We start from the raw sequence: 25,972 nt of genomic DNA, 5'->3' as shown, positions 1-25,972 counted from the left end.
TTTTTTTCTATTAAAAAAAGCCCCTTAGGGCTTAAATTCAATAAGTTCATTTGGTGCCATATTTCCTAAATGGTAATTTCCAATACGGCATCTTTTTAATTCGATAACCAAATTAGAGGAATTCTTAACTAATCTTCTAATTTGATGATATATTCCTTCATATAGAATGACTTTGCAGGTATAATCATCTATTTTGGATACCTTAGCTGGTGTTGTCATTTTACCATCCATAGAATAGGACTTTTTCATAGATTCTATAAATTCGTTTGTAATTTTATATTTTACCTTTACAATATATTCCTTATCCAAAATAGAGGCATCCCCTGTAATTTCATTTAAGAATTTACCATCGTTAGATAAAATCATTAAGCCTTCACTATCCTTATCTAATCTACCGGCAGGTGAAACCTTGTGTGGTAAATTAATTTGATGAATATAGCTTCTAGGATCCTTTGAAATCGTGGATAATACACCTCTTGGCTTATAATATAGGTAATAATAGAAGGGTATAGCTTGAATTCTTTTTCCATCAATTTCTACGATATCTATATCTTCTATAATAGAAGTAAAGGGGACTTTCTCTCCATTTACTGTAATCCTATGATTCACAACATATTCATTTAATTCTTTTTTTGTTAGCTTAAGACTATTCTTAAGAATGCTATATAATCTCATAGATATTCCTCACATAATTATTTTACCATTTAATTTGAAAATATAGTATAATTGAATTGATTTAAATAAGGATGTGATTTTATGAAGCAATATATAAAGCCTTCCATAGGCTTATTTCTTGGTATTATTTATTTGATTTTTAATTTCTTTTTATACCCTGCTACATGGTTTGTTCATGGTACCTTAGGTAATCTTGGTACACCGAATTTAGTCTTAATTGTGAATTCAGCTATATTCTTTATTTTAGCGCTTATTACTATGGGTATATTAGGTTATTTTAAAAGATTAGAAATTGGTATGATCACAAAATATGGAATTATATTTTTAATCGCATTGCTTGTGGGCTTATTTATAGAATTTATAGGCCATTTTGGGGATTATTCCTATAGACCAACCCTTGAGCTTATTGCCCTAGATTTCCTACTCGGTAAATTTTTAAGAAATGCAAGCAAGGTTTTATGTGTTACATTAACCATAAAATCCCTAACCTATTTTCATATACCTAAGTTTAAGAATCCTATTATTACAGCCATTGGTATTCTATTATATCTAGGTACAACCATCCTATATCATAATGGCTTTCTATGGTACATTATGCTTATGTATATTATGGAAGCCATAGGTATTGGAGCATTAACTGGATATTTCGTAACAAAAGAAAATGCAGTAATTACTCCAATGCTATTCTTTGGATTCTTTGGGTATACGACTATTCCATCCTATTTTGCATTAAACAGTAATACACCCATATCTACTGCAATCCTATTATCCATTTTGTATTTCTTAATTGCCGTATGCTTCATTTTATTTTTATGCTTTAAAGACAAAGTGAAAGAAGATGCGAAAGGTAACAATTTTAATGACGCCATTTAATTTCTTTTCTCTCGTTGACAACATTCTCTAATGGTGTAAATTCCCATTTTTGGTAGTCTCGAATACATTCTTTTAGCTTGACAGATACCCCTAGGGGGTATATACTAGTTGTGGAAGGTGATATCATGTCATGCTGTGAAAAAAAAGATATAAAGATCAGAACAGATGAAGAAAAAAAAGAAATTACAACAAGAATTAATCGTATTATTGGTCAATTAAATGGCGTGAAAAATATGGTTTTAGAAAATAGATATTGTAATGATGTATTGATTCAGCTATCTGCAATAGATAAATCGATTAAAAGCCTTGCCAATGTCGTTTTAGATTCACATATGCATACATGCTTAATTGAGCATATAGAAAATAAGGATTATGGAATCATTGATGAAATCATTGATTTAGTAAAGAGGTTCCAATAATGAAGAAGAAATTTAATGTTGGTGGAATGACCTGTGCGGCCTGCCAAAGTCATGTAGAAAAGGCTATTAAGGCCTTAGATGGAATTGAAAATGTAAATGTAAATCTACTTCAAAATACGATGGATGTTACCTTTGATGAAGCAAAATGTACTATAACAAATATAGAGGATGCAGTTAAAAAGGCAGGCTATTCTATAATGCTACCTAAGGAGGAAAAGAAGAAAATAGAGGATCATTCCTTAAGAGATTTAATTCTATCCATTATCTTTTTAATTATCCTTATGTATTTTTCTATGGGAGTTATGATGTGGGATTTTCCTGCACCTCCTATCTTTGATATGCATGAATCTAAAATGGGCTTTGCCCTTATACAGTTTCTTTTGGTTTTACCTATTTTATTTATGAATAGAGGCTATTTCATAAGAGGCTATAAAAAATTATTTAAGGGACCTACAATGGATTCTTTAATTGCTGTAGGTGCAACAGCATCTATGGCCTATAGTATTTATGCGTTATTTTCTATTGCCTATGATCCAAGTGATTCTAAAATGCTTCATATGAGCCTTTATTTTGAGGCTGCAGGTATGATCTTAGTCTTTGTAAGCTTGGGAAAATATTTAGAGAATTTATCGAAAAGAAAAACGACAAAATCCTTAGAGGCATTATATGCTCTTGCGCCTAAGAATGCTTCTATTTTAAAGGATAATACTATAAAAGCTATTCCACTTGAGGAAGTTAAGGTTCATGATATTTTAGTTGTAAAAAAAGGAGACTTAGTTCCTGTTGATGGTAAGATTATAAAGGGCGAGGGAAGCATGAACCAAGCGAATATTACAGGAGAATCCATTCCTGTATATAAGAAAGTAGGAGATTATTTATATTCCTCTACCATCTTAGAATCTGGCTATATTGAAATGGAAGCAGAAAAGGTTGGTATAGATACCTCATTTTCTAAGATTATTTCCTTAGTTGAGGAAGCAGCGAATTCTAAAGCACCTATTTCAAAGCTTGCGGATAAGATATCTAGTATCTTTGTACCCACAATCTTTATGATTTCTATTTTAGTATTTATAGGGAATTTCTTATTTGTATACTTTAATCAACCACCCTATGTAACAACAAGTGCTTTTGAGGTAGCACTGAATTACGCAATTACAGTAATTGTTATTGCATGTCCTTGTGCCCTAGGTCTTGCAACCCCTGTTGCTATAATGGTATCGACAGGTAAGGGTGCACAGGAGGGCTTAATTATAAAGAATGCGGAAATATTAGAAAGAACAGGTAAGATATCTACAGTTGTATTCGATAAGACAGGTACTATAACTAAGGGTAGACCTGAGGTTACAGATATTACAATTGATGATGCAACATTAGAAATTGTATATTCTATAGAAGCATTATCGAATCATCCTTTATCTATTGCAATAGAGGAATATGCAAAGAAAAAGGGCTTAAATAAGCATACGATTTCTAATTATAAGGCTATAGATGGAATGGGTATTATAGGCACTTATGATAGAAATGAATATTATATTGGAAATAAAAAAGGCGCAGGATTAGAGATAGAGGATTATAGAAACCTTGAGGATGAAGGTAAAACCATATTATATGTTTTAAGAAATCATGAATTCTTAGGTATTATAGCCTTAAGAGATGAAATAAAGACGGGCTCAAAGGATGCGATACAAGAGCTTAAAAATATGGGCATTGAAGTTATCATGCTTACAGGAGATAATAAAAGAACAGCTATTGCTATTTCAAAATCTTTAGGTATAGAAAATTGCATTAGCGAGGTATTACCTATGGATAAGGCTTCTATCATTAAAGACCTTAAAAGGAATGGTAAGCTTGTTTCTATGGTTGGAGATGGAGTAAATGACACAATCGCTTTAGCTACCTCGGATTTAGGTATTGCCATTGGGGCTGGGTCTGATGCAGCAGAAGAGTCTTCAGATATTGTTCTTGTGAGAAATGATTTAATGGATGTAGTAAACGCAATAAGGCTATCGAAAAGAACACTAAATACCATCAAGCTTGGCTTATTTTGGGCATTCTTTTATAACCTAATTTGTGTTTTATTCGCATCAGGTATCCTCTATCATTTAACAAACGGGAGATTCATCATGAAGCCAGAATATGGATCGATTGCAATGTCCATTTCCTCGGTTTGTGTTGTATTAAATGCTTTATCTATTAATTTCTTTAAGGTAAAAAGAAATAAGGATTTGGTAATAGAAAGTCAAGAAAAGGAGGAAAATAAAATGGCTACATTCGTTATTGGTGTTGATGGTATGATGTGTAAGCATTGTAAAGCACATGTGGAAGAGGCTTGTAAAAATGTTTCTGGCGTAGAATCTGCAGTAGCATCCTTAGAGGATAAAAATGTTACTGTAACCTATACTGGTGATGTGAAAGAGGAAACATTAAAGAATGTAATTAAAGAAGCAGGATATGATCCTAGATAATAAAAATGGGCTATTTCGTTTGTCTTAATAGCCCATTTTACTATACTCACGAAATATTTCATACTTGAAAATTTTATCTAATTCAAATAGAATTTAAATTGTTAAGTGAATTATGGAGGTATCCTATGAAGGAATATTGGAAGGGCGGAAATATGCTATATCCTGTACCTGCAGTTTTAGTTAGTGTTGGTACAATGGAAAATAAAAATGTATTTACCGTTGCTTGGTGTGGTACTGTATGTACAAATCCACCAATGCTTTATATTTCTGTAAGAAAGGAAAGGTATTCCTATCCTTTTATTGTAGAAAATAAGGAATTTGTCGTAAATTTAACGACGAAGGATTTAGCCTTTGCGACAGATTATGCAGGAGTAAAATCGGGTAAGGATACAGATAAATTTAAGGATTTAGGCTTAACTGCAATAGAATCAAAATATGTTAAGGCTCCATCCATTAGTGAATCTCCAGTCAATATTGAATGTAAGGTAAGAGAGATTATTCCGCTTGGATCTCACGATATGATTTTAGCGGATATTTTAGGGGTTACTATCGAAAATTCCTATATGGATGACAAGGGTAAATTTGATTTAAAGAAGGCAAATGTAATTACCTATTCTCATGGAGAATATTATGGACTTGGAGAATATTTAGGTAAGTTTGGCTATTCGGTTAAAAAGAAGAAAAAATAAAATAAATGTGTTTTTATGTTCAATTTCAAATTTTATAAAAATTTTGTTTTAATTTCGATGTACTTTATGATATAGTATATATGCTTGCTTCTTTAGTACATCGGTAGTACGCGGCCATGGTAAGGCTGAAAGGCTGGTTCGACCCCGGCAAGAAGCACCATTTTAATGATAGCGGCATTTGCCGTTTTTCTTTTTCAAAGATTTAAGGTGATACTATGGAAAGATATCAAGAAATTGAAAGATCAATTATAAAAACATATAGAGGAAGGTTATGGGCTCCCTTTATTAAGGCCGTTAAGGAATATGAGCTTATCAAGCCTAATGATAAAATTTGTGTTTGTATTTCTGGCGGAAAGGATTCTATGCTAATGGCAAAGCTTTTCCAGGAATTAAAAAGACATTCCGATTTTGAATTTGAGGTTAAGTATTTGGTTATGAATCCTGGCTACAATGAAATGAATCTAAATCAAATTAAAAAGAATATAGAAATATTAAATATCCCAGCTGAAATCATTGATACCGATATTTTTGAGATCGCAAATAATCAAGAGAAGAATCAATGCTATTTATGTGCTAAGATGCGAAGAGGTGCATTATATAAGCTTGCTAAGAATTTAGGCTGTAATAAAATTGCCTTAGGACATCATTACGATGATGTCATTGAAACTATTTTAATGAATATGCTCAATGCGGGTTCCTTTCAAACGATGCTTCCAAAGCTACATAGCGATAACTATGAGGGGATGGAACTAATTCGTCCATTATATTTGATTAGAGAAAATGATGTAAAGGCTTGGGCAAAGGCGAATGATTTAAGATTCATTATGTGTGCTTGTAGATTTACAGAGGCTTCATCTGTAGATGGTGAGATTAATGCAAGCAAAAGATTAACGACAAAGCTTTTGATTCAGGAATTAAAGAAGAATTATAATCAAAATGTAGAAAAGAATATCTTTTCTGCAGCCTCGAATGTAAATATGAATAAGATTATTGGATTTAAAAAGGATGGAGTTAAGCATTCCTTTTTAGAGGAATATGACGAAGAGGAATAATTGCTTGGTAAAAAAACCAAGCTTTTATTTTAAAAAATTAATATACTTTCCATGAATCCTTATGGTATAATGGATATGAAAGGTATGGTGAAAATTATGGTAAAATATATTGGCGTTAATGATAGAAAAATAGACTTATTTGAAGGTCAATTTGTAGTTCCAGAAGGAATTAGCTATAATAGCTATTTAATTTTAGATGAAAAAATTGCAATTATGGATACAGTGGATATTCATTTTAAGGATGAATTCCTAGCAAAGCTTAAGGATGCACTAGAGGGTCGTATGCCGGATTATTTAGTTGTAGATCATATGGAGCCTGACCATTCGGCATCCATAAAGGCTTTAGTTGAAGAATATCCGAATATAGAGGTTATTGGTAATCAAGCAACATTTAAGATGATTCATCAATTCTTCCCAGGCTTTACCTTCAAGCAAAAGCTTGTGAAAGAAGGAGATGTAGTATCCTTAGGTAAGCATTCCTTAAAATTTGTTTTTGCACCAATGGTACATTGGCCAGAGGTAATGATGAGCTATGATGCCTATGATGAGTGCTTATATAGTGCGGATGCATTTGGTAAATTTGGTGCCTTAGATTTTGATGACCCAGAGGGATGGGCATGTGAGGCAAGAAGATATTACTTTGGTATCGTTGGTAAATTCGGTGTACCGGTACAAAATCTACTTAAGAAGCTTGCGGGCACTCCACTTAAGGTGATTCGTCCACTACATGGACCAGTATTAGATTCGAATTTAGATTATTATATTCATTTATATGATATTTGGAGTAAGTATGAGCCTGAGGCAGATGCAGTTACGATTTGCTATACCTCTGTATATGGTAATACTAAGGAGGCTGCAGAGCTTTTAGCTTCGAATTTAACTAAGGAATATGATATTTTTGACCTTGCAAGAGATGATTTCCATGAGGCAATCGAGGGGGCATTTGAAAACAAATATTTAGTTTTAGCTACAACTACCTACTGTAGTGATATTTTCCCAAAGATGCTTGATTTCTTACATGCACTTAAGGAAAGAGGATATCAAAATAGAACCATTGCCATCATTGAAAATGGCTCGTGGTCACCACAGGTAAAGAAGCTTATTTTAGAATTCATTACCTTGAATTTTAAGAATATCGTATTAATTCCAAGAACCGTTACAATCAGAAGTGCACTAACAGAAGAAAATAGACAAGAAATTGTTGAATTAGCTAAGGAATTAAATAAGTAATAAAAATGGATTTAAGAAAATATAAATTATATATTTTAGACTATGATGGCTGTCTAATTGATTCTATGCCTATGTGGAGGGATTCTGCATCAAGCTATATAAGATATCTAGGATATACTCCTAAGGAGGATTTAGATGAAAGAATTCCTATATTTACAGACCTTTATTGTGCAGAGCTTATAAAGGAAGAATATCATTTGCCTATGACGATAGACGAGATTATGAAGGGTATAGATGAATATGTAGATTATATGTATCCTAAGGTTCCCTTAAAGAAGGGCTCCTTAGATGTTTTATCTAAACTTAAATCCTTAAATAAGATTATTGTCGTATTATCCGCATCAGGAGATCATATCCTAAATTTATCTATGAAAGCCTTAGGCATAAAGGAATATTTTCATGATGTCATATCGGTTTATAACCATGAAACTCTATCTAAGGGTAATGGTAGTGCAATGGAATATGTAAGATTAAAATATAATATCTCTAAGGAAGATATTTTAATGATTGATGATTCCTTGTCAAATGTTATAGGTGCAAAGGAATATGGCATAGATTGCATATCCATCTATGATGAACATAGTTCAAAAAATAAGGAAGAAATGTTAAAAAACAATTCCATAGCCTATATGAAGATGGAGGAGCTTGCGAAAGTGTTATAGGGGATTTCAAAATCCCCTTTTTCTTTTTCTTTCATAGTGAATTCTTGAAAGAAGTATTATATAATATATATAATAGAACATTTTTGAAGGAGGGATCTTTATGCAAATCATTCATACTGCTGACTTGCACTTAGATTCAAGGCTTGAAACAAATTTAGATCCAGTAAAAGCAAAGGAAAGAAAGCGTGAGCTTTTACTATCCTTTGATAATTTAATTAATTATGCAAAGAACAATAATGTTGAAGCTATATTAATTTCTGGAGATTTATTTGACAGACCTAAAATTTCAGCAAAAACAAGAGAATATATTTTAGGAATCATCGAAGACGCACCTATGATTCAATTTTTATTCATCTATGGGAATCATGATTTTAATATGTTCCAAGAGCATCCTATGGGATTACCATCGAATCTTCATATTTTTAAAGACAAGTGGGAAACCATATCCTTTAAAAATGTGGATATAACAGGTATTAGTGGTGAGGGCATTTCACCTGCACTATATGATAATTTATGCTTAAATAGAAGTAAAAAGAATATTGTAATGCTTCATGGAGATATTACAAATCTCAATTCGATTCCACTATCTATGCTAAAGGAAAGAAATATCGATTATTTAGCTTTAGGCCACTTACATAAATACCAAAGGGGTAAGTTAGATGATAGAGGTATTTGGGTATATCCTGGATGCCTTGAGGGTAGAGGCTTTGATGAGGAAGGCCCAAAGGGATTTGTGTTACTCGATATTACAGATTCTTCTATTGAATCTAAATTTATTCCTTTCTCCAAAAGAATATTACATGATATAAAGGTGGATATTACGAATTGTGATTCCTGGGTTGAAATTAGAAGAAATGTAACCTTAAAGCTTACAGATATCCCACAATCTGATATGATTCGAATACGATTAGTTGGTGAATATGATTTATCCTTAATTAAGCAAAATGAGCTTTTAGAGCGATCCTTAAATCAGCAATATTATTTTGCTAGAGTATCGGATGAATCTAGACTTAGAATTAATCCTAAGGAATATGAAAATGATATTTCTCTTAAGGGTGAATTCATAAGAAATGTGCTAGCATCTAAGTTATCGGAAGATGATAAAAATAGAATAATTGAATATGGTATTAAAGCCTTAATGAAGGAGGAAATCTAATATGAAGCTCATTAGTTTATATATAGATAACTTCGGTAAGCTTTCCGATTACTCCTTTGATTTTTCTAAGACCTTAAATTCCTTATATGAGGAAAATGGCTGGGGAAAAACAACTTTAACTGTATTTATTAAATCTATGCTATATGGATTAAATAAAACAGAAAGAACTCTATATTCTCCATGGAAGAATGTATCAAGCTTTGGTGGATATTTGATTTTAGAGGCCAGTGGTAGAAATTACCGTATTGAAAGGCAATTCTCAACCTCAAAATCCACTCTAGATACGATTCGAGTATACGATTTACAAAGTGGATTTCCTATCGATAAATTTGGTTCTAACATTGGTGAGGCTATTCTGAATTTAAATGAAGCTTCCTTTGAAAGAAGTGTATTTATTCCGCAAAAGGATTTAAACGAAGGCTTCAATTCCGATATTGAAGCAAAGCTTGCCAATTTAATTGGTGGTACCGATGATTCTCAATCCTTTGAGGAGGCCATTGAAATCCTATCAAAAAAGGCTAAGGAATTAAAGCTTAATTCGAAAAAGGGTCTTATTGTAGATAAGAAGATGGAGCTTGCTCAAATCGAAGATGAAATTGAGGAAGTCAATAAGAGAATGGAAGGATTACCAATCCTTCAAAATCAAATTTCCCAAATTAATGAGGAAATTCACATCTTAAATGATGAAAAGAAGAATATCAATAATCGTATTTTAAACTTTACGAAGAGCCAGGATAAAAGAGCTAAGCTTGAGGTAGTTGCAAAATATGAAGAGGATATTAAATATACAAAGAAGCTTTTAGAAGAAAACAATTTCGTATTTAACGGTCATGATGTTACCCAAGAAGAGGTTTTAGAATATAGAAGTAAAAACAAAGAATTACAAAGCTTAAGAACACAATATGAGGTTAAAAAGAGCAATAATAGAGCCTCAATGAAAATCGAAAAGCTTGAAAAGGATTTAAATCTAACGGAAATTCCTGATGAGGAAACCCTAGATCATATCACAGATCAAATCATGAAGTATAACAATATTAAAAGTGTTATACAGGCTCATGATACAAGCGTTAAGGAAAGAAAAAAGCCAAAGCTTGGTATTGCATTAACCGTTGTTTCATCCGTTTTAATTATTGTAGGTGTTGCCTTATTTATTGTTGGATTTTTCATGGGAAAAGAGAGTCAGCAGGGCTTCTCTATTGCAGGTATTGCAATTTCCATCTTGGCTATTTTAGGTTATATTGGCGCACTTGCCGCCTTCTTAGTGAATAATAGCCAAAATAATGCTCTTGCGGTAGGTGGACAGGTAAAATCTTACGATTATGAAAAGATTCATCTTGAGGAGGAATTAAGAGAATTCTTCGCAAGATATCATTTATATTCATCGAATTTCACAAACAATATGTTCATTGTTCGTGCGAACATCCAAAGATATAAGGATGCTCAGGATGATTTTAATGATATTTCAAGAGAGAATAAGGATTTAGAAAATAAAATTAAAGAGCTCGAAAATGCAATTCAGCATTTCTTAGGTCAATTTAATTCTTCAGCTACAGCACTAACAACAGAAGAAAAAATTGGTGAGCTCAATACCCATCTAAGAAAGAAAAAGGAAATTGAGGATCAGCTTTCTGAAAAGGAATCCTTACTTAAGACCTTTATTTCCATGAACCAGCTGGATGTTATTGATGATGCAAACTTCTCTATCGAAGAGGAAAATCAAAAGATTGCAGATATTGATTTAAAGATTGATGAATTAAATAGTGAAAAGACAACCCTACTTAATAAATGTGCAGAATACGAAAATGAAATCGCAATGCTTGATGAATATAATTCCGAAAGAGAAAACGTTGAAATTGATATTCGCATTATGGAAGAGGAATATAGATTATTAAATCTATCTATGGATTATTTAACACATTCTCAGAATTGCTTACTTGAAAAATATGTTAAGCCAATGAAGGATTCTGTAAATAAATACATCTCTTTATTACTTAAGGATACAGAGGATTACAGTATTGATGTAAACTTCAATTTCCAATTTATGACAGAGGGTGGATTAAAGGGGATTGATTCTTATTCTAGAGGATACCAAAATATCATTTCCTTATGCATGAGACTTGCCTTAATTGACTGCTTGTATCCACAGGAAAAGCCATTTATCATTCTAGATGATCCATTTGTCAACTTTGATGATGAAAAGCTAGAATTATGTAAAGCCTTAATCAGAACGATTTCCAAGCAATATCAAATCGTTTATTTTGCTTGTCATAAATCAAGAGAAATTCATGTAAAGGCTGAGGATAAAAAGACTATTCCTGATGCCGTTACAAGGCCAATCTTCCAAAAGCCTACTCCAATTCGTGCATCTGTGAAGGAGATGCTTGGAGAGGGTGTATTAAAGGATGAGCCTAAAAAGCCAATTAATGCAGAGCGTCCAAAGAGATTATCTATAGAAGATGAGCTACTTGAGGATTTAACTAGAGTAAAACCACAGGATGTAAGACCAGCTCAGGTAAGAAAGATTGATGCGACAACCATCAAAAAGGATGTCCAACAGGCAACTCCTAAGACGCAAAAGACTATCGTGATTAAAAGACAAGAACCTGAATCTGATGAGCCAAAGGTTAAGCCAAGAACCATAAAAATAAATAAGTAGGTTTGTATGATATTAGATGGTGATATTTTAACCTATTTTGATGAAATGGGTATTGACGTAGAAGAAAGTGTATATGAGGATACATTTTCCTTCATTTTTAAGATTTCTTATGGTTCCTTTGATTTAGATGCGTCCTTCACAATTCATAGATCTATGAATTTATTATCCTTTATGGTCGTTATGGAAAACCCTGAGGTTATAGAATCTATACCCCAAGCTTTAAATGCCTTAAATGCGAATTCCACAATTTTAAAGGCATATTATGACAGGTTAGACGATTCCGTATTTATTAAAGCCTCTACCTTCGTAACAGAGGATAATGTCATTACCTGTATCGATTATATTCTTACCTCAATTAAGGAATTAGATTATGAATATATAGAAAATCTATATAATTCTATCTATAAGGAGGATTATGATACCTCCTTTGATCTAGAGTTTGAAAAAGCACATAAGGATACCTCTATTGAAGAGGATATGGCTGAGCTTATGAGTCTTTTAAGGAAGAAGCGATAAGAAGAACCACTTGGGTGGTTCTTTTCTTAGTGTAATAAATAGCAGAATATATAATATTTTTTGAAGAGGTTATACATATGAAGAATTATACAAAAATTGAAGAAAAATATATTGAAGAAATAAGCTCAAATGTAACCCTATATGAGCATAAGAAAAGTGGTGCAAGAGTATGCACGATTAAAAATGAGGATAACAATAAGGTATTTTCTATTGCCTTTAGAACACCTCCAATAAATAACACAGGCTTAACTCACATTCTTGAGCATTCTGTTTTATGTGGTTCAAAGAAATTCCCTGTGAAGGATCCATTTGTTGAGCTTATAAAAAGCTCATTAAACACATTTATCAATGCCTTTACCTTTGAGGATAAAACAATGTATCCTGTTGCAAGCCAAAATGATAAGGATTTCCATAATTTGATGGATGTATACATGGATGCTGTATTCTTTCCTAGAATCTATGATCATGAGGAAATATTCAAGCAAGAAGGATGGCATTATCATTTAGAGAATATAGAAGATCCTATTACCATTAACGGTGTTGTATATAATGAAATGAAGGGTGCCTTTAGTGACCCTACTCAGGTTTTATATTCCCAAATTGAAGAAGCCCTATTCCCAGATACAGCATATCATTTTGTATCTGGTGGAGACCCAAAATATATCCCTGAATTATCTTACAGTCAGTTTAAGGATTTCCATTCGAAATTCTATCATCCATCCAATTCCTATATTATGATTTATGGTAATTCTGATATGGAAGAAAGAATGGAGTGGCTAGATAGCGAATATTTATCCAAATTTAATAAGATTGATTTTGATACAAGATTGCAATTCCAGCAGCCATTTGATATGCCTAAAAAGCTTGTTTCCTATTATCCCGTAGATAAGGGGACGGATTTATCCAATAAGACCTATTTAAGCTATAATGTTGTTTTCCCTACAACTTTTGACACAAAGCTTATGATTGCTACCTCTATTCTTTTAACTGCATTATTTGATGTACCAGGTGCACCACTTAAGCAAGCCTTGCTGGATGCAAAAATTGGTGTAGATGTATCTTCCTTATTTGACGATGGAGTATTACAGCCTATCCTATCCATTATTGCAGAAAATGCAAATGCATGTGATTTAGATAAATTTGTATCTATTATCGATAGTGAGCTTCAAAAGATACTATCGAATGGATTAGATAAGGAATCCTTAATTGCCTTATTAAATCACGCTGAATTTGCCCAAAGAGAGCGTAATTTCTCCCCAAGAAGCCCACAAGGCTTAGATATCATGATTACGATGATGGGAAGCTTCCTATATGATGATAAGGACCCATTTTCTAAGATTTCTGTATTAAAATATTATAAGGAATTAAAGGAAGATATAAACAAAGGCTATTTTGAGGAAATCATTCAAAAATATCTTTTAAAGAATAACCATAAGGCTTATGTTGCATTAGTTCCAAGTGAGACAGTAAATGATGAAAAGAATCTTGAACTTGAATGCAAGCTTAAGGCTTATAAGGAATCCTTAAGTGAAGATGAACTTTTAGAATTAGTAAAATCTACGAAGGCTTTAGCAGAATACCAAAATAAAGAGGATTCTTTAGAAGCGCTTAATACTCTACCTAAATTATCCTTAGAGGATATTAATCCAAAACCAGAGGCTTATAAGCTTGAGGTAATGGATTCTAAATATAAAGTATTATTTAGTGAATATCCAACAAATGAAATATCTTATGTAAGCTATTATTTTAATATCTCTCACATGAGAAGTGATGAATTAAAATACATAGCCTTATATGCGGATTTATTTAAGCAATTATCTACATCTAAGATGCATTATAAGGATATTAATCAATTCATTCAAAATTCCTTAGGTAGCGTTGTTGCCCAAGTAATGCCTCTTAAGCATTATGAAACCAAAGAAGCATTATTATATTTTTCCATTGGCTTTAGTGCACAAACAAAGAATATCAAGGATGCCTTCAGCTTAGTTTCTGATTTAATGTTTGATGTTAAATTTGATGACGAGAAGAGATTATTTGAATATCTATCTATGCTAAAAAGCAATTTAGAGAATTCCATTATATCAAGAGGCCATGTTATGGCTATGCAAAGAGCCTTATCCTATATTGATGAGAATTCCTATCAAAAGGATATTGTAGGTGGAATCTCTTATGTTGATTTTATTTCGGATTTGGTTTCTAATTTTGAAAATAAGAAGAAGGAAATCATTGAAAATCTATATAGAGTAGAGGATAAGGTCTTCTCTAAAGAAAATCTTATTGTTGGATATACTGGTTCTTTTGAGGATTATAAAACTATACTTCCATATCTTGATGAGACCTATATGAGCCTTAAGGATAGTATTTCTTATCCTAATGAAGTATTCAAGGAAAATGTCTTAAATGAGGCATTTACTGCACCTATCGATGTAAATTATGTTTCTAGAGTAGGTAAATTTAGTGGTAAATTTAATGCCGGTGTAAGTGTACTTCAAAATGCGATGAGTATGGATTATTTATGGATGGAAGTGAGAGTCCATGGTGGAGCCTATGGATGTATGATGAATATCGACCCATCCGGCCTCATTGGATTCACCTCTTATAGAGATCCAAATATTAAATCTACAAATGATGTATATCAAAATGCAGATCAATTTGTTTTAAGCTTTCATCCATCTGATGAGGAATTATTAAAATTTAAAATTGGTACGATTGGTGGAATGGATGCAGTACTTCATAATAAGGCTAAGGCTCAAATTGCAAGAACGAATTATTTAAGAGGCTTGAGTGAAGAAGAAAGATGCAAGAATAGAAAAGAAGTATTATCCATAAAAAAGGATGATTTTAAGGAATTTGCAAGCTGGTTTAGAGAAGCTATGTCTTCTTATAATATTACCGTCATTGGTAATACGAATAAGATTAATGAAAATAAGGATATGTTTAAAACCATTCGGCCATTAAAGAAATAAGAGCAGAAATGCTCTTTTTCTTTATATAAAAAAGAAGCACAAATGTGCTTCCTATTTCACTTCAAGTATCCAATCTCTAGTATCTTCAATCTTACCGGATTGAATTCCTGTGATTTCATCATATAGCATTTGAGAAACCTTACCAATTTCTCCATTGTTTACTACATATTCCTTATCGTTGATGACGAATTTACCAATTGGAGAAATAACAGCTGCAGTACCAGTGCCCCAAGCCTCCTCAAGACGTCCCTCCTTTAGAGCCTCAAGTAATTCATCTACCGTAATACGTCTTTCTGTAACAGGGATGCCCTCATCCTTTAAAATCTGAATGCAGGATTTTCTTGTAATACCAGGAAGAATAGAACCAACTAATGCTGGAGTTACAACCTCACCATCAATTTTGAACATTACGTTCATGGAGCCAACCTCTTCGATGTATTTTCTTTCTACTGCATCAAGCCATAATACCTGAGAATAGCCCTTAAGCTCAGCCTTTTTACCTGCACGAGTAGAAGCAGCGTAGTTGCCACCACACTTTGTGTAGCCTGTACCACCCTTACCGGCAACTCTGACATCATCCTTCTCAATTAAAATAGAAACTGGATTTAATCCTTCCTTATAATAAGATCCAACTGGAGATAGAATTACCATGAAAATGGCATGATGTACACCATGTACACCTAAGGAATGGTCATCACCAATCATAAATGGACGTACATATAGGGATGTACCGGGATCCTGTGGAACCCAATCTCTATCTAAATCAACTAATGTGACAACTGCCTGTACAAAATCCTCAACAGGTAATTCGGGTAGGCATAATCTTTCTGCAGAGGAATTTAATCTCTTTGCGTTTTCATATGGACGGAATAATTGAATTTTACCATCCTTTGTATGATAAGCCTTCATACCTTCAAAAATTTCAGCACCATAGTGTAGTGCACTAGATGCAGGAGACATTGGGATCGGTCCATATGGAACGATTCTTGCATCATGCCATCCAATTCCCTCATCATAGTCCATCATAAACATATGATCTGTAAAATATTTACCAAAGCCTAATGCTCCTGTTGGCTTTGCCTTTGGAGTTTCAATCTTATTAATCTTAATATCTAACATAAATAATTTCTCCTTTTTTAAATACTTAAACTCATTATACGCCTATTTTCTATCTTTTTAAATATAATATTTTGAAATATAAAAAAATGATATATAATATTTGCGAGGTTTAAATGATATGGAAATTATATTTTATAACATTACAGCTTTAGTTATAGGCTGTTTATTAATTTATTATGGTTTATTTTGTTTAATTAAAAAGAATAAAAAGCTTTTTGGTGGGTTAACCCTAGGAGTTTCCGTCTTTTATATTGGATTTGGTATTTGGGGATTCTTTTTAGCTGAATATCAATTTTTAGTGATTTTAGCAATTCTAGCTTTTACTTTAATTGAAATTATATTCTTTGTATTATTTAACAAAAAAGAGCCAGTAAAAAGAAATGGAAACAAAGAGATTAAGCCTATAAAAAAGGAAGATTCCGATTATCTAGAGGAAGAAAAAAAGGAGAATGATTGTTAGTCATTCTCTTTTTCATTTTGCGTTAATTCATCAATTTCTTGACTATAATCCTTTTTAAATTTATCTAGGAATTTGGCTCCACCAAATCCACCTAAGGATAAGATTCCTCCAAAGAATACTTTCCTGAATCCTACCCATCCATTTTGGAAGAAATAAGAGAAGGTATTCTTAGATTCAGTATACTCTATCATATAAGGAATAGAAATAGCTAAGAAGGTAGCAACGGCGATAAATACGAGTGCACCTACGGTAATTTTAAGCCATTTCTTACTTGGGGCTTTAGATAAGAATAAACCTAGTGTTGCAAGAATAGGAATTAATGCAACGACACCAGTAAAATAATCATGTAAATTTATGGTTAATAGAATAGGTAGAATAAGACCTAAGCCAATACCAATTAAGACAAATAGAAGTGCTAAAACATATTTTATATTAAATCCAGTTGTCTTTTTATTTAGCTCTTGAAGCTTAGATAAATATTCATTCCTACATTCCTTATGTATTGGACAATAATGGCTACCAAATAATCCATACTCAGCTTCATGTTTACAAATTGGACATATATGCATTGGTAAATAGCCCATATTCTTTAAGCATTCGATGACATTATTTAATATTTCATTCATCAAATCGATTTTCTTAATTTTGTTTCCCTCAGGAAGCGTAACAATTAGGGTATCTCTCTTATTCCCTAAGGAGGCTTGTGCACAAGCATTACCTAATGCTTCCATTTGTAAGGCTTTAATGGCATCCTTTGTAATCTCTTTGTCTAAGGGAATATAAAAGGATGGTATATTCAATACCATATATTGCCAATCTCTTAAATAAATAGAATATCCTTCCTTGTTTAAAACATATACATTTTTTATTTTTTGAAAGCCAAGCATAGTGGCATAATCATCATATTTCATAATCTATACCTCAAGGTTATTATATCGAAAAAATAACAAATGAAAAGCTTTTTCTTTTATAGAAAGAAAAAAAGGCATTTACATGCCTTGTGATATTAAACTGGCCTGCCGGAAAGGATTCGAACCTTCGACCCACGGCTTAGAAGGCCGTTGCTCTATCCAGCTGAGCTACCAGCAGATGTATAATCGTTTAATATCTTACGTTTTCCGAACGCTCAATTATTATATAACAGGAATGAAATCATTTCAAGTGTTTTTTTAATTTATTTTATTGTTGTTTTCTATTCACTTTCATACCCTATTTGTGATAAAATATCATAGATGATAAGGAGGGGTTAATTATGACAGAACGTGACCATGTACAAGAACTAAAACGAATTTTATCTTCACCGACCTTATCCGATGAAGAAAAGAAGAGCGAATTATTGCAATATCATGAAAATGATATCGCTGATATGCTTGATGATTTAGATGATGCGGAAAGAAGCGAGCTACATAGAATCTTAGGCGATGAGATCTTCGGTGAGGTATTATTATATACAGAAGATATCGAAGATCAAATTACATCTATGGAGCCAGCAGAGGCTGCTGATGTCATTGAAAAGATGGATGCCGATGATGCTATCGATATTCTAGAAGAACTAGATGAGGATGACCGTAAGGAAATCGTTGATTTAATGGAGCCTGAGGCAAAAGAGGATATCCAGGATATCTTAAAATATGATGATGACCAAATTGGTTCTAAGATGACCAATAACTATGTAAGCATCTTAGTTACAAATTCCGTTAAAACTGCAATGAAGAGAGTCGTTGCAGAGGCTGCAGATAACGATAATGTATCCAACATTTATGTTGTTGATATTCAGGATAAATTAGTTGGAGTTATTGAGCTACGTGATTTAATTGTTGCAAGAGAGGGTATTGATTTAGGTACAATCGTAAAGCAAAACTATCCAACCTTTAAAGCAACGGATAAGGTTGAGGATTGCTTAGTTGAAATGAGAGAATATGCCTTACCGTCCTACCCAATTCTAGACGAAAATGGAAAATTAATTGGTGCAATCACCCACGATGACGTTCAAGAGGCAATGGATGAAGAAATGGGTGAGGATTACGCTAAACTCGGAGGTTTAACTCAAGAAGAGGATTTAGATGAATCTCCATTCCAATCGGTAAAGAAGCGTATCCCATGGCTTGCAGTATTACTTATTCTAGACTTACTAATTTCATTTTCAATGACTAGTTTTGAAAATGTAGTTGCCATACTTGCAATTATTGCATTCTTCCAAACTCTAGTATTAGATATGGCAGGTAATGCAGGTACACAATCCTTGTCCGTTACGATTCGTATGATTTCAACAAACGATGTAACAGGAAAAAAGATTGCGAAAACAATATTTAAGGAATTTTGCACAGGTATTTTAAATGGTGCCATTTTAGCAACCATTTCCTTTGGCTTTGTAATGCTTTACCTATTTATATTTAAAAAAGGTGTTGTAAGTGGAAGTGATTATAATGTTATAGAGGCGCTAACTGCATCTGGAATTGTAGGATTTTCCTTACTTATTGCGATGACAGTTTCATCCTTGGTTGGATCTATAATACCTATTATCTTTTATAAGATTAAGATTGACCCTGCGGTTGCATCAGGTCCATTCATTACAACGATAAACGATGTCACTGCATTATTAATTTATTATGGCTTAGCCGCATTATTATTCTTCCAGATACTTGGAGTAGGCGCTTAGGCTAAATTGGAGGATTTATGAATAAACAAGAATTTTTAGAGATGAAGGAAGAATTTGCTCTTATCATCTACAATTATGAAAAATTTTTAAAGGATTGTATCTTATTAGACTATAGATATAATGATCAATTCTTTGATTTGTTACAAAAGATTCGTTACTACGAAGTAGAAAATGGTCTTTTAGCAACATGCTTACAAAACAGAAGTCAAAATCCTGAATTTGATACAAATAAGGTTTTATCTGATTTTAAGGATGGTTATTCTAAGGAATTAGAAAATGCTGTTCAAAAGCATAAGGTTGCTCATAGTGTAGTTTCTCATTTGAATGATAATACTTTAGAAGAAAATAAGGAATTTGAAAAGATTTATCAAGATTTCATTAAAGAAAATCATCCTGTTGTAAAGGCCTTAGTAACAGATGAGGAAAAGGAACTATACGAAAAGCTTAAAATCTTCTATTATGAGAATAACTATAAGGGCTTTATGGAAGCTTACGAATTAAATAAGGATACCTTCAAGGAAGTAGAATATCCTGAGGATTTATTTGCAAAAATTAGCCAGTATTATTATGATATTCGTAAGAATATTGGTGCAGATTTTACAAAAAGACAAAAGGGCTATCCTTTCATAAAAAAGGGTGTATTCCAAGATGATATGACGATTGCAGAAGAGGATGCAAATCTAAAAACAAGCTACAATAAGCTTTTAGGTGATAACAAAAAGCTTCATCAGGATTATATAAAAATGTTTGGTTCTGATATTTCTTTAAATGAATTAGTTAAACAGGCATAGCCTGTTTTTCTTTCTAATGATTTTGGGTGATACTATGATATATGATAGACTCATTCTGTATAAAGATGACAAATATAAGGAATTTCAGTCAAAGCTTATACCAAATATAGATAAGGATACTATTATTGGTGTAAGAACACCAGATATAAAAAGAATAGTAAAGGATGTCTTTGGTACTAAGGATGTGAATAATTTCTTGCGTGATGTTCCTCATAAATACTATGAGGAAAATCTACTGCATATGCTTTTATTGTCTATGATTAAGGATTTCGATTTATGCATTCAGGAATTAAATTTCTTTTTGCCATATGTCGATTGCTGGCCCATATCCGATCAATTTAGTCCAAAGGTATTTCATAAGAATCATGATAAGCTTATTGATATCGTTAAAAACTGGATTCAAAGTGAGCACATTTATACCGCAAGATATGGCATGAGAATTTTAATGAACGAATACTTAGGCGATGATTTTAAAATAGAATATTTAGATCTAATCGCAAACAAAAAGGGTGATGATTATTACCTAAAAATGATGCAGGCATGGTATTTTGCGACAGCCTTAGCTAAAAAATATGAAGAGACTATTCCTTATTTTGAAAATCATTTATTAGATCCTATTGTTTTCAAAAAGGCCATTCAAAAGGCTTTAGAAAGCTATCGTGTATCGGAATTTCATAAAGAATACTTAAAATCCTTAAGAGGTTAATATGGAAGAATTATTTTTGAGTTTAAAAGATGAAGAATGGCCTTTGACAATAATTAATCATGATAGAACCATCGCAAGAGCAATTGTTATCGATGATGAAAAGAATTTCTATTTTGTAAGAGTAAATAGAGATGATGATTTTGGTAAAGCATCCTATATCGAAACCTCTGGTGGTGGAGTAGAGGATATGGAATCTATAGAAGCTGCTATCCATAGAGAATTAGAAGAAGAGATGGGGATATCTGTAGATATATTAGCTAAAATTGGTATTGTATCCGATTATTACAATTGCATTCATCGACATAATATAAATCATTATTTCCTATGTAAAATAAGAAAATTTGGGAATAATCATTTAACAGAAGATGAAAGGAATAAATACCATCTTTTGAGAGTATGCTTAAAATATAAAGATGCAGTTAAGGAATATGAAGATGGAAGAAAAACAAAAATAGGTAGATTAGTCTATAATAGGGAAATGCCCATTTTAAAAAGAGCCTATGATATTATTTTAGAGGGAGACTTTTAAAGTCTCTCTTTTCATATAAAAAAAAGAAGTATCCTATTTTAAGAATACTTCATCAACGGTCTTTAAAAAATTTAATCTAGGTAAATAGCCTTCCTTAATTAAATAGGCTCTTTCCTTAAAAACTTCATAAGGAATGGATTTTCTACCATCCTTTAAGGAATTATCCCAATATTCCTTACAAACCGGAAAGGGAAGTAGATAATATTCATTATAGACACTCCAATAAACAATTAAAAAGCCAATTCCACCATGATGAATTATTTTTTCTAAATGAGATATTTGGTGTGGGTGAATATTTGCAAGAGGGAAGGAGGTCTTATTATGATTTTCCTTTGCTTCAAAATCAATATATCTACCCTTATATATGCCATTATAATCCGTAGTGGATGGGGTTTTATAATAAGCCTCTGTAATGACTGCCTTACTTCTCATAGGGTACTCCACCTTAACAATTTGTACAGGAGTAGGCTTCTTATGAATTACTGCAAAATCATTATTTAAATAATATTCATTCGATTCATTAATTAATTCCTCTAAATCCATACCCAAATTCGCTTTTGCCATATTGGTTGTTTTAGATGAGGACTTTTGTTTGATTTGTCTTTCTGTAGTAGTTGTAATCCTTGTCTTTTTATTTGGAAAATTTAATGCCATTTTTATCACCAAATCCATTGTATCACAAAAAGTATTGGGTAAAAAGTGGCAACATTTGTGAAAAAACAGCGTTGTAAACGTTTCAATCGAAATATAGGAAACGTTTACCGTATTCAAATGATAAAAAGAGTGTTATATACTTGAGATAGTAGGAGGGATTAAAATGGCTACAAAGAAAACAACTTGTGCTGCCGCACAGGTAACAGTAAAGATTACAGTAAATGCAAATGCAGATAAGGTTTATGTAGTAGGTAATACAGAAAACCTTGGTTCTTGGGATGCTAAGAAAGCCGTAGCTTTAAAGGCTGTTGATGGCAAGTTCGAAGTTTCTAAGAAGTTCGATGCAAATGCTGTTGTTGAGTTCAAGGTTTTAGCTGCTAAGGATTGGGAAGCTGTTGAGAAGGGAATCTGGAACGAAGATCTAGAAAACCATACATTCACAGCTACTAAGGGCTTGGCTGTAGAAATTGGCGTTGACCACTTCGCTAAGTAATCTGAATCGAGACAAGATGAAGGGCACTTCGGTGCCTTTTGTTTTCGAATAATGCTATTGTTTAATCCAAAAAAACGATGTATAATAAAACCAATAAGATACGATTCTTAAAAATGAAGAATGGAGGAGCCCTAATTAACAAACAAAGGCAGTATTTTTTATTATGAGTAAGATTAATTTTATTGCTCTTGGTGGAGTTCAAGAGGATGGCAAAAATTTATATGTTATCGAAGTCAATAATATGATTTTTGTTATGGATTGTGGTATGAAATATCCAAACCAGGATTCCTATGGTGTGGATATTATTGTTAACGATTTAACCTATTTATCAGAAAATAAGGGTAGAATTCAAGGATTATTCCTATCTCATGCCCATATGGACCACATTGGAGGAGTAATCCATTTATTAAAGGAAAAGCCAGATTTAAGAATCTATGGCTCTAAATACACGATGGCAGTTTTAGGTGATATTTTGAAGGACGACAAAAATGTCGATTATTCTAAAGCCTCTTTAGAGGTGGTAACTTCAAAAACGGCACTTAAGTTTCAGGATGTCACAATTCGTTTCTTTGAGGTAAGCCACAATTTACCCGAAAGCTATGGTATAGCACTTAAGAGTGATGATGGATATATCATCTATACAAGTAATTACAATTTTGACCAGAATTCGCATATGGATTATGCGCATATGTTTCGATCTTTAGCTGTATTTGCAAAAGAAGGAGTATTAGCTTTATTAACAGAATCCTTAGGTGCGAATAATGAGCAATCCCGTGGTACAATTTTAGAGTTTAAAACAAGAATTAAAAATGTATTTAATCAAAGCAATGACCGCTTAATATTTTCCTTATTCTCAAGTGATATCTTAAGAATTCAGCAAATTTGTGACATTGCCATAGGCTATGGTAGAAAGATTGCCATCATCGGAAGAAAAACACAAAAAATGGTAGCACAGGCCATCGATTTGGGATATTTAAATATCCCAGAGGAGAACTTTGCTAATTTAAAATTCATCGATGAGAAGAATGGAATTACTAACGAGGATAAGAATTTAGTTATCCTAGTCACAGGGAATCGTCATGAACCATTCTTTATGCTACAAAGAATGGCAAAGGGTGTCGATCGTTTAATTCATTTAACGAAAAAAGATACAGTTATTGTTTTAACACCACCTACTCTAGGTACAGAAAAGATGGCATCCAAGACCTTAGATATCATTTATCATATTACATCTAGGGTATTAGAATTCAATTCAACCTTATTACCTCAAATTAATGCGAATAGAGAGGAAATAAAGGAAATGATTAATATTTTAGAACCAAAATATATCATTCCTGTCATCGGTGAATATCGTCATCAATATGCCTTAAGAATTGTTGCCGAATGTATTGGATATAAAGATAGTGAAATATTAATTCCAGATCAAGGAGATATCCTATCCTTCTCTGATGGAAAATACATTGGTGTTACAGGCGATGTGCCTGTTGCTGAGGTATTGATTGATGGTAAGGCATTTAAGGATGTTGGTGAGGTTGTTATGCGTGACCGTGAGCTTTTAGCTCAGGATGGTGTCATTTTAATTACAGCGAATATTAATCCAAGAACGAAAACAATCCTTTTAGGTCCTGAGGTAGTTACGAAAGGCTTTACCTATACAAAGGATAGTGAATCCTTAATTTCTAAAATTAAAGAATTATTCTATTTAGTTTCAGAAAAATATCTATGCTCTAGATTTATTAACTGGAGTGAATACAAAACAGGCTTAAAGAATGAAATTTCTCATTACATTTATAAGGAAACCAAGAGAAGTCCAATCATCATCCCTGTTTTAATTTCAACCGATTTAGATATGGTAAATAGAACAATAGAAGAAGAAAAAAACGAGAATTAATTTTCTCGTTTTTTATCTTCTAGCTTATCTAAAAATTCTAAATATTCCTTAATGGATCTTTCATAGGATGAGGTATCCTTAGGCTTGTAATATTTTTTACCAAGTAATGCATCAGGCATATATTGCTGATGACAATAATCATGATAATAATCATGAGGATATTTATATTCGTATTTTCCACTTTTTAATTCTTTGTTTAAAATATGTGGAGGTATTTTCATAGAAGAAAGCTTTTCTAAATCCTTTAGTGCATCATTTATCGCAAGATAGGTAGAATTTGATTTTGGGCTTGTCGCTAAATCGACAATAGCGAAGGCTAAGGGAAGCCTTGCTTCTGGTAATCCTAAGGATAATGCTGCTTCGCATGCAGCATATACTCTAGGCCCAACATTTGGGTTACCTAAGCCAATATCTTCATATGCACTACATAATAATCTTCTTGTAATAAAGACTAAATCTTCCGTTTGTAAAAGCCTTGCTAGATAGTGAAGTGCTGCATCTGGATCACTACCTCGAATGGATTTAATCATAGCACTTGCACAATCGTAATAGTATTCTCCCTCTTCATCCATTTGAAGAGCTTTTTTACCTATAAGATTTGAAACATTTTCTAAAGTTAAATCCTCAGTCTCTAACATATTCGCAATCTCAAGCATATTGAGTGCACTTCTTATTTCTGATGAGGATACGGTTGCGATATATTCTAGTATATCGGCACTCATTTCCTTTAATCCTTCATCCTTAATCGTCTTTTTAAGAAGTAAAATGACATCACTCTTTTTGATTTCATTCATTCTATAAATATGACATCTACTACGTACGGCAGGATTTATGCTTCTATATGGATTTTCTGTTGTAAGACCTATGATGGTTAATTGACCAGATTCAACATAGGGAAGTAAGAAGTCCTGTACATCCTTTTTCATTCTATGAATTTCATCGATAACACATATAGTAGATTCATAGAATTTCGTTGCGTCTGCAATTTCCTTGAGCTTTGCTTTTGAATCAATAGAAGCATTAAAGGAAAAGCTAGATAATGGATAATAGGATTCTATAATTTGGGCTATGGATGTTTTACCACAGCCTGCAGGGCCATATAAAATCATAGAAAATAAAGATTTATTTTCTAACATTTTTGTAATTACACCCTTTGGTCCAACCAAATGGTCTTGTCCAACAATATCATGAAATGATTTTGGGCGGATTCTATAAGCTAATGGTTTCATCCTTTTCACCTCTTGAATCATTTTATCATATTTATAAAAAATATGCCATAAATAGCCTTGAAAATGCTTTAAATTTTGG

At 32.5% G+C, this 25,972-nt stretch carries 23 protein-coding genes and 2 tRNA genes; 19 read left to right on the top strand and 6 right to left on the bottom strand.

Going from position 1 to position 25,972, the window contains the following annotated elements; translation table 11 throughout:
- Nucleotides 1-24: 24 nt before the first annotated feature.
- Entirely contained in the window at nt 25-675 is a 651-nt protein-coding gene (locus tag SPJ17_RS08185; RefSeq protein ID WP_321094606.1) for a pseudouridine synthase, read from the bottom strand.
- Nucleotides 676-756: 81 nt separating this feature from the next.
- On the opposite strand from SPJ17_RS08185, the gene SPJ17_RS08180 reads away from it, so the two are divergent.
- From SPJ17_RS08180 to SPJ17_RS08125, 12 genes are all read left to right on the top strand, one after another.
- Nucleotides 757-1,548 (top strand): hypothetical protein, encoded by a 792-nt coding sequence (locus SPJ17_RS08180; RefSeq protein WP_321094604.1) that lies wholly within the window; start codon nt 757-759, stop codon nt 1,546-1,548.
- A gap of 125 nt (nt 1,549-1,673) precedes the next feature.
- Nucleotides 1,674-1,967 carry a metal-sensing transcriptional repressor gene (locus SPJ17_RS08175; protein WP_321094601.1) on the top strand — a complete coding sequence of 98 codons (294 nt, stop codon included), beginning with the start codon at nt 1,674-1,676 and terminating at the stop codon, nt 1,965-1,967.
- Nucleotides 1,967-4,432 (top strand): heavy metal translocating P-type ATPase, encoded by a 2,466-nt coding sequence (locus SPJ17_RS08170; protein ID WP_321094599.1) that lies wholly within the window; start codon nt 1,967-1,969, stop codon nt 4,430-4,432. Before SPJ17_RS08175 ends, SPJ17_RS08170 begins: the two co-directional genes overlap by 1 nt.
- 125 nt (nt 4,433-4,557) lie before the next feature.
- Nucleotides 4,558-5,121, top strand: coding sequence for a flavin reductase family protein (locus SPJ17_RS08165; protein WP_321094597.1), 564 nt, complete (start codon nt 4,558-4,560; stop codon nt 5,119-5,121).
- Nucleotides 5,122-5,207: 86 nt separating this feature from the next.
- Nucleotides 5,208-5,281, top strand: a tRNA-Thr gene (locus SPJ17_RS08160).
- 55 nt (nt 5,282-5,336) lie between these two features.
- Nucleotides 5,337-6,173, top strand: a complete 837-nt coding sequence (locus tag SPJ17_RS08155; RefSeq protein ID WP_321094595.1) for a tRNA 2-thiocytidine biosynthesis TtcA family protein — start codon at nt 5,337-5,339, stop codon at nt 6,171-6,173.
- A gap of 96 nt (nt 6,174-6,269) precedes the next feature.
- A complete protein-coding gene (locus tag SPJ17_RS08150) occupies nt 6,270-7,403 on the top strand; it encodes a hypothetical protein (protein ID WP_321094593.1) in 1,134 nt (377 codons plus the stop codon).
- A 5-nt stretch (nt 7,404-7,408) separates the two neighbouring features.
- The gene (locus tag SPJ17_RS08145; RefSeq protein WP_321094591.1) at nt 7,409-8,065 is read left to right on the top strand and encodes an HAD family hydrolase; all 657 of its coding nucleotides are present in this window, start codon (nt 7,409-7,411) and stop codon (nt 8,063-8,065) included.
- 100 nt (nt 8,066-8,165) lie between these two features.
- Nucleotides 8,166-9,221 carry a metallophosphoesterase gene (locus tag SPJ17_RS08140; protein WP_321094589.1) on the top strand — a complete coding sequence of 352 codons (1,056 nt, stop codon included), beginning with the start codon at nt 8,166-8,168 and terminating at the stop codon, nt 9,219-9,221.
- A 1-nt stretch (nt 9,222) separates the two neighbouring features.
- Nucleotides 9,223-11,877, top strand: coding sequence for an AAA family ATPase (locus SPJ17_RS08135; protein ID WP_321094588.1), 2,655 nt, complete (start codon nt 9,223-9,225; stop codon nt 11,875-11,877).
- 6 nt (nt 11,878-11,883) lie between these two features.
- Nucleotides 11,884-12,393: a YbjN domain-containing protein gene (locus SPJ17_RS08130; RefSeq protein ID WP_321094586.1), complete on the top strand. Its 510-nt coding sequence runs from the start codon at nt 11,884-11,886 to the stop codon at nt 12,391-12,393.
- A gap of 77 nt (nt 12,394-12,470) precedes the next feature.
- A complete protein-coding gene (locus SPJ17_RS08125) occupies nt 12,471-15,362 on the top strand; it encodes an insulinase family protein (protein WP_321094585.1) in 2,892 nt (963 codons plus the stop codon).
- Between the two features lie 51 nt (nt 15,363-15,413).
- On the opposite strand, the gene SPJ17_RS08120 is transcribed toward SPJ17_RS08125, so the two are convergent.
- Complete coding sequence (locus SPJ17_RS08120; RefSeq protein WP_321094584.1) at nt 15,414-16,481, bottom strand: branched-chain amino acid aminotransferase; 1,068 nt, start codon at nt 16,479-16,481, stop codon at nt 15,414-15,416.
- Nucleotides 16,482-16,599: 118 nt separating this feature from the next.
- Between SPJ17_RS08120 and SPJ17_RS08115 the strand changes: the two genes are divergently transcribed.
- Nucleotides 16,600-16,941, top strand: coding sequence for a hypothetical protein (locus SPJ17_RS08115; RefSeq protein WP_321094583.1), 342 nt, complete (start codon nt 16,600-16,602; stop codon nt 16,939-16,941).
- Here the strand turns inward: SPJ17_RS08115 and SPJ17_RS08110 are convergent.
- Nucleotides 16,938-17,852, bottom strand: a complete 915-nt coding sequence (locus SPJ17_RS08110) for a hypothetical protein (RefSeq protein WP_321094581.1) — start codon at nt 17,850-17,852, stop codon at nt 16,938-16,940. The two genes, SPJ17_RS08115 and SPJ17_RS08110, sit on opposite strands and share 4 nt — an antisense overlap.
- 101 nt (nt 17,853-17,953) lie before the next feature.
- Nucleotides 17,954-18,030, bottom strand: a tRNA-Arg gene (locus SPJ17_RS08105).
- 163 nt (nt 18,031-18,193) lie between these two features.
- On the opposite strand from SPJ17_RS08105, the gene mgtE reads away from it, so the two are divergent.
- From mgtE to SPJ17_RS08085, 4 genes are read left to right on the top strand one after another with little or no spacing between them, the layout of a single operon-like run.
- Nucleotides 18,194-19,600, top strand: a complete 1,407-nt coding sequence (gene mgtE, locus SPJ17_RS08100; protein WP_321094579.1) for a magnesium transporter — start codon at nt 18,194-18,196, stop codon at nt 19,598-19,600.
- Between the two features lie 17 nt (nt 19,601-19,617).
- Entirely contained in the window at nt 19,618-20,391 is a 774-nt protein-coding gene (locus SPJ17_RS08095; RefSeq protein WP_321094577.1) for a hypothetical protein, read from the top strand.
- Between the two features lie 34 nt (nt 20,392-20,425).
- On the top strand, nt 20,426-21,097 hold the full coding sequence (locus SPJ17_RS08090) for a DNA alkylation repair protein (protein ID WP_321094575.1): 672 nt from the start codon (nt 20,426-20,428) through the stop codon (nt 21,095-21,097).
- A gap of 1 nt (nt 21,098) precedes the next feature.
- The gene (locus SPJ17_RS08085; protein ID WP_321094573.1) at nt 21,099-21,626 is read left to right on the top strand and encodes an NUDIX hydrolase; all 528 of its coding nucleotides are present in this window, start codon (nt 21,099-21,101) and stop codon (nt 21,624-21,626) included.
- Between the two features lie 33 nt (nt 21,627-21,659).
- Here SPJ17_RS08085 and recU read toward each other — a convergent pair whose 3' ends face one another.
- Nucleotides 21,660-22,280 carry a Holliday junction resolvase RecU gene (gene recU, locus SPJ17_RS08080; RefSeq protein ID WP_321094571.1) on the bottom strand — a complete coding sequence of 207 codons (621 nt, stop codon included), beginning with the start codon at nt 22,278-22,280 and terminating at the stop codon, nt 21,660-21,662.
- 163 nt (nt 22,281-22,443) lie between these two features.
- Between recU and SPJ17_RS08075 the strand changes: the two genes are divergently transcribed.
- Nucleotides 22,444-22,773: a CBM20 domain-containing protein gene (locus SPJ17_RS08075; RefSeq protein WP_321094569.1), complete on the top strand. Its 330-nt coding sequence runs from the start codon at nt 22,444-22,446 to the stop codon at nt 22,771-22,773.
- Between the two features lie 163 nt (nt 22,774-22,936).
- Nucleotides 22,937-24,664, top strand: a complete 1,728-nt coding sequence (locus tag SPJ17_RS08070; RefSeq protein ID WP_321094567.1) for a ribonuclease J — start codon at nt 22,937-22,939, stop codon at nt 24,662-24,664.
- Here the strand turns inward: SPJ17_RS08070 and SPJ17_RS08065 are convergent.
- Nucleotides 24,661-25,893, bottom strand: a complete 1,233-nt coding sequence (locus SPJ17_RS08065) for a replication-associated recombination protein A (RefSeq protein ID WP_321094565.1) — start codon at nt 25,891-25,893, stop codon at nt 24,661-24,663. The genes SPJ17_RS08070 and SPJ17_RS08065 overlap by 4 nt on opposite strands.
- Nucleotides 25,894-25,972 lie beyond the last annotated feature (79 nt).

It is taken from the genome of Anaeroplasma sp. (assembly GCF_034179385.1).
Taxonomy (GTDB): domain Bacteria; phylum Bacillota_I; class Bacilli_A; order Acholeplasmatales; family Anaeroplasmataceae; genus Anaeroplasma.
This window is presented reverse-complemented; position numbering and strand designations above follow the sequence as displayed.

Coding starts and splice junctions, on each gene's coding strand:
- SPJ17_RS08075 (WP_321094569.1), top strand. CDS start 22,444: ATGGCTACAAAGAAAACAACTTGTGCTGCCGCACAGGTAACAGTAAAG.
- SPJ17_RS08085 (WP_321094573.1), top strand. CDS start 21,099: ATGGAAGAATTATTTTTGAGTTTAAAAGATGAAGAATGGCCTTTGACA.
- SPJ17_RS08140 (WP_321094589.1), top strand. CDS start 8,166: ATGCAAATCATTCATACTGCTGACTTGCACTTAGATTCAAGGCTTGAA.
- SPJ17_RS08150 (WP_321094593.1), top strand. CDS start 6,270: ATGGTAAAATATATTGGCGTTAATGATAGAAAAATAGACTTATTTGAA.
- SPJ17_RS08180 (WP_321094604.1), top strand. CDS start 757: ATGAAGCAATATATAAAGCCTTCCATAGGCTTATTTCTTGGTATTATT.
- SPJ17_RS08170 (WP_321094599.1), top strand. CDS start 1,967: ATGAAGAAGAAATTTAATGTTGGTGGAATGACCTGTGCGGCCTGCCAA.
- recU (WP_321094571.1), bottom strand. CDS start 22,280: ATGGCATTAAATTTTCCAAATAAAAAGACAAGGATTACAACTACTACA.
- SPJ17_RS08130 (WP_321094586.1), top strand. CDS start 11,884: ATGATATTAGATGGTGATATTTTAACCTATTTTGATGAAATGGGTATT.
- SPJ17_RS08135 (WP_321094588.1), top strand. CDS start 9,223: ATGAAGCTCATTAGTTTATATATAGATAACTTCGGTAAGCTTTCCGAT.
- SPJ17_RS08070 (WP_321094567.1), top strand. CDS start 22,937: ATGAGTAAGATTAATTTTATTGCTCTTGGTGGAGTTCAAGAGGATGGC.
- SPJ17_RS08110 (WP_321094581.1), bottom strand. CDS start 17,852: ATGAAATATGATGATTATGCCACTATGCTTGGCTTTCAAAAAATAAAA.
- SPJ17_RS08185 (WP_321094606.1), bottom strand. CDS start 675: ATGAGATTATATAGCATTCTTAAGAATAGTCTTAAGCTAACAAAAAAA.
- SPJ17_RS08095 (WP_321094577.1), top strand. CDS start 19,618: ATGAATAAACAAGAATTTTTAGAGATGAAGGAAGAATTTGCTCTTATC.
- SPJ17_RS08125 (WP_321094585.1), top strand. CDS start 12,471: ATGAAGAATTATACAAAAATTGAAGAAAAATATATTGAAGAAATAAGC.
- SPJ17_RS08155 (WP_321094595.1), top strand. CDS start 5,337: ATGGAAAGATATCAAGAAATTGAAAGATCAATTATAAAAACATATAGA.
- mgtE (WP_321094579.1), top strand. CDS start 18,194: ATGACAGAACGTGACCATGTACAAGAACTAAAACGAATTTTATCTTCA.
- SPJ17_RS08175 (WP_321094601.1), top strand. CDS start 1,674: ATGTCATGCTGTGAAAAAAAAGATATAAAGATCAGAACAGATGAAGAA.
- SPJ17_RS08145 (WP_321094591.1), top strand. CDS start 7,409: ATGGATTTAAGAAAATATAAATTATATATTTTAGACTATGATGGCTGT.
- SPJ17_RS08115 (WP_321094583.1), top strand. CDS start 16,600: ATGGAAATTATATTTTATAACATTACAGCTTTAGTTATAGGCTGTTTA.
- SPJ17_RS08165 (WP_321094597.1), top strand. CDS start 4,558: ATGAAGGAATATTGGAAGGGCGGAAATATGCTATATCCTGTACCTGCA.
- SPJ17_RS08090 (WP_321094575.1), top strand. CDS start 20,426: ATGATATATGATAGACTCATTCTGTATAAAGATGACAAATATAAGGAA.
- SPJ17_RS08065 (WP_321094565.1), bottom strand. CDS start 25,893: ATGAAACCATTAGCTTATAGAATCCGCCCAAAATCATTTCATGATATT.
- SPJ17_RS08120 (WP_321094584.1), bottom strand. CDS start 16,481: ATGTTAGATATTAAGATTAATAAGATTGAAACTCCAAAGGCAAAGCCA.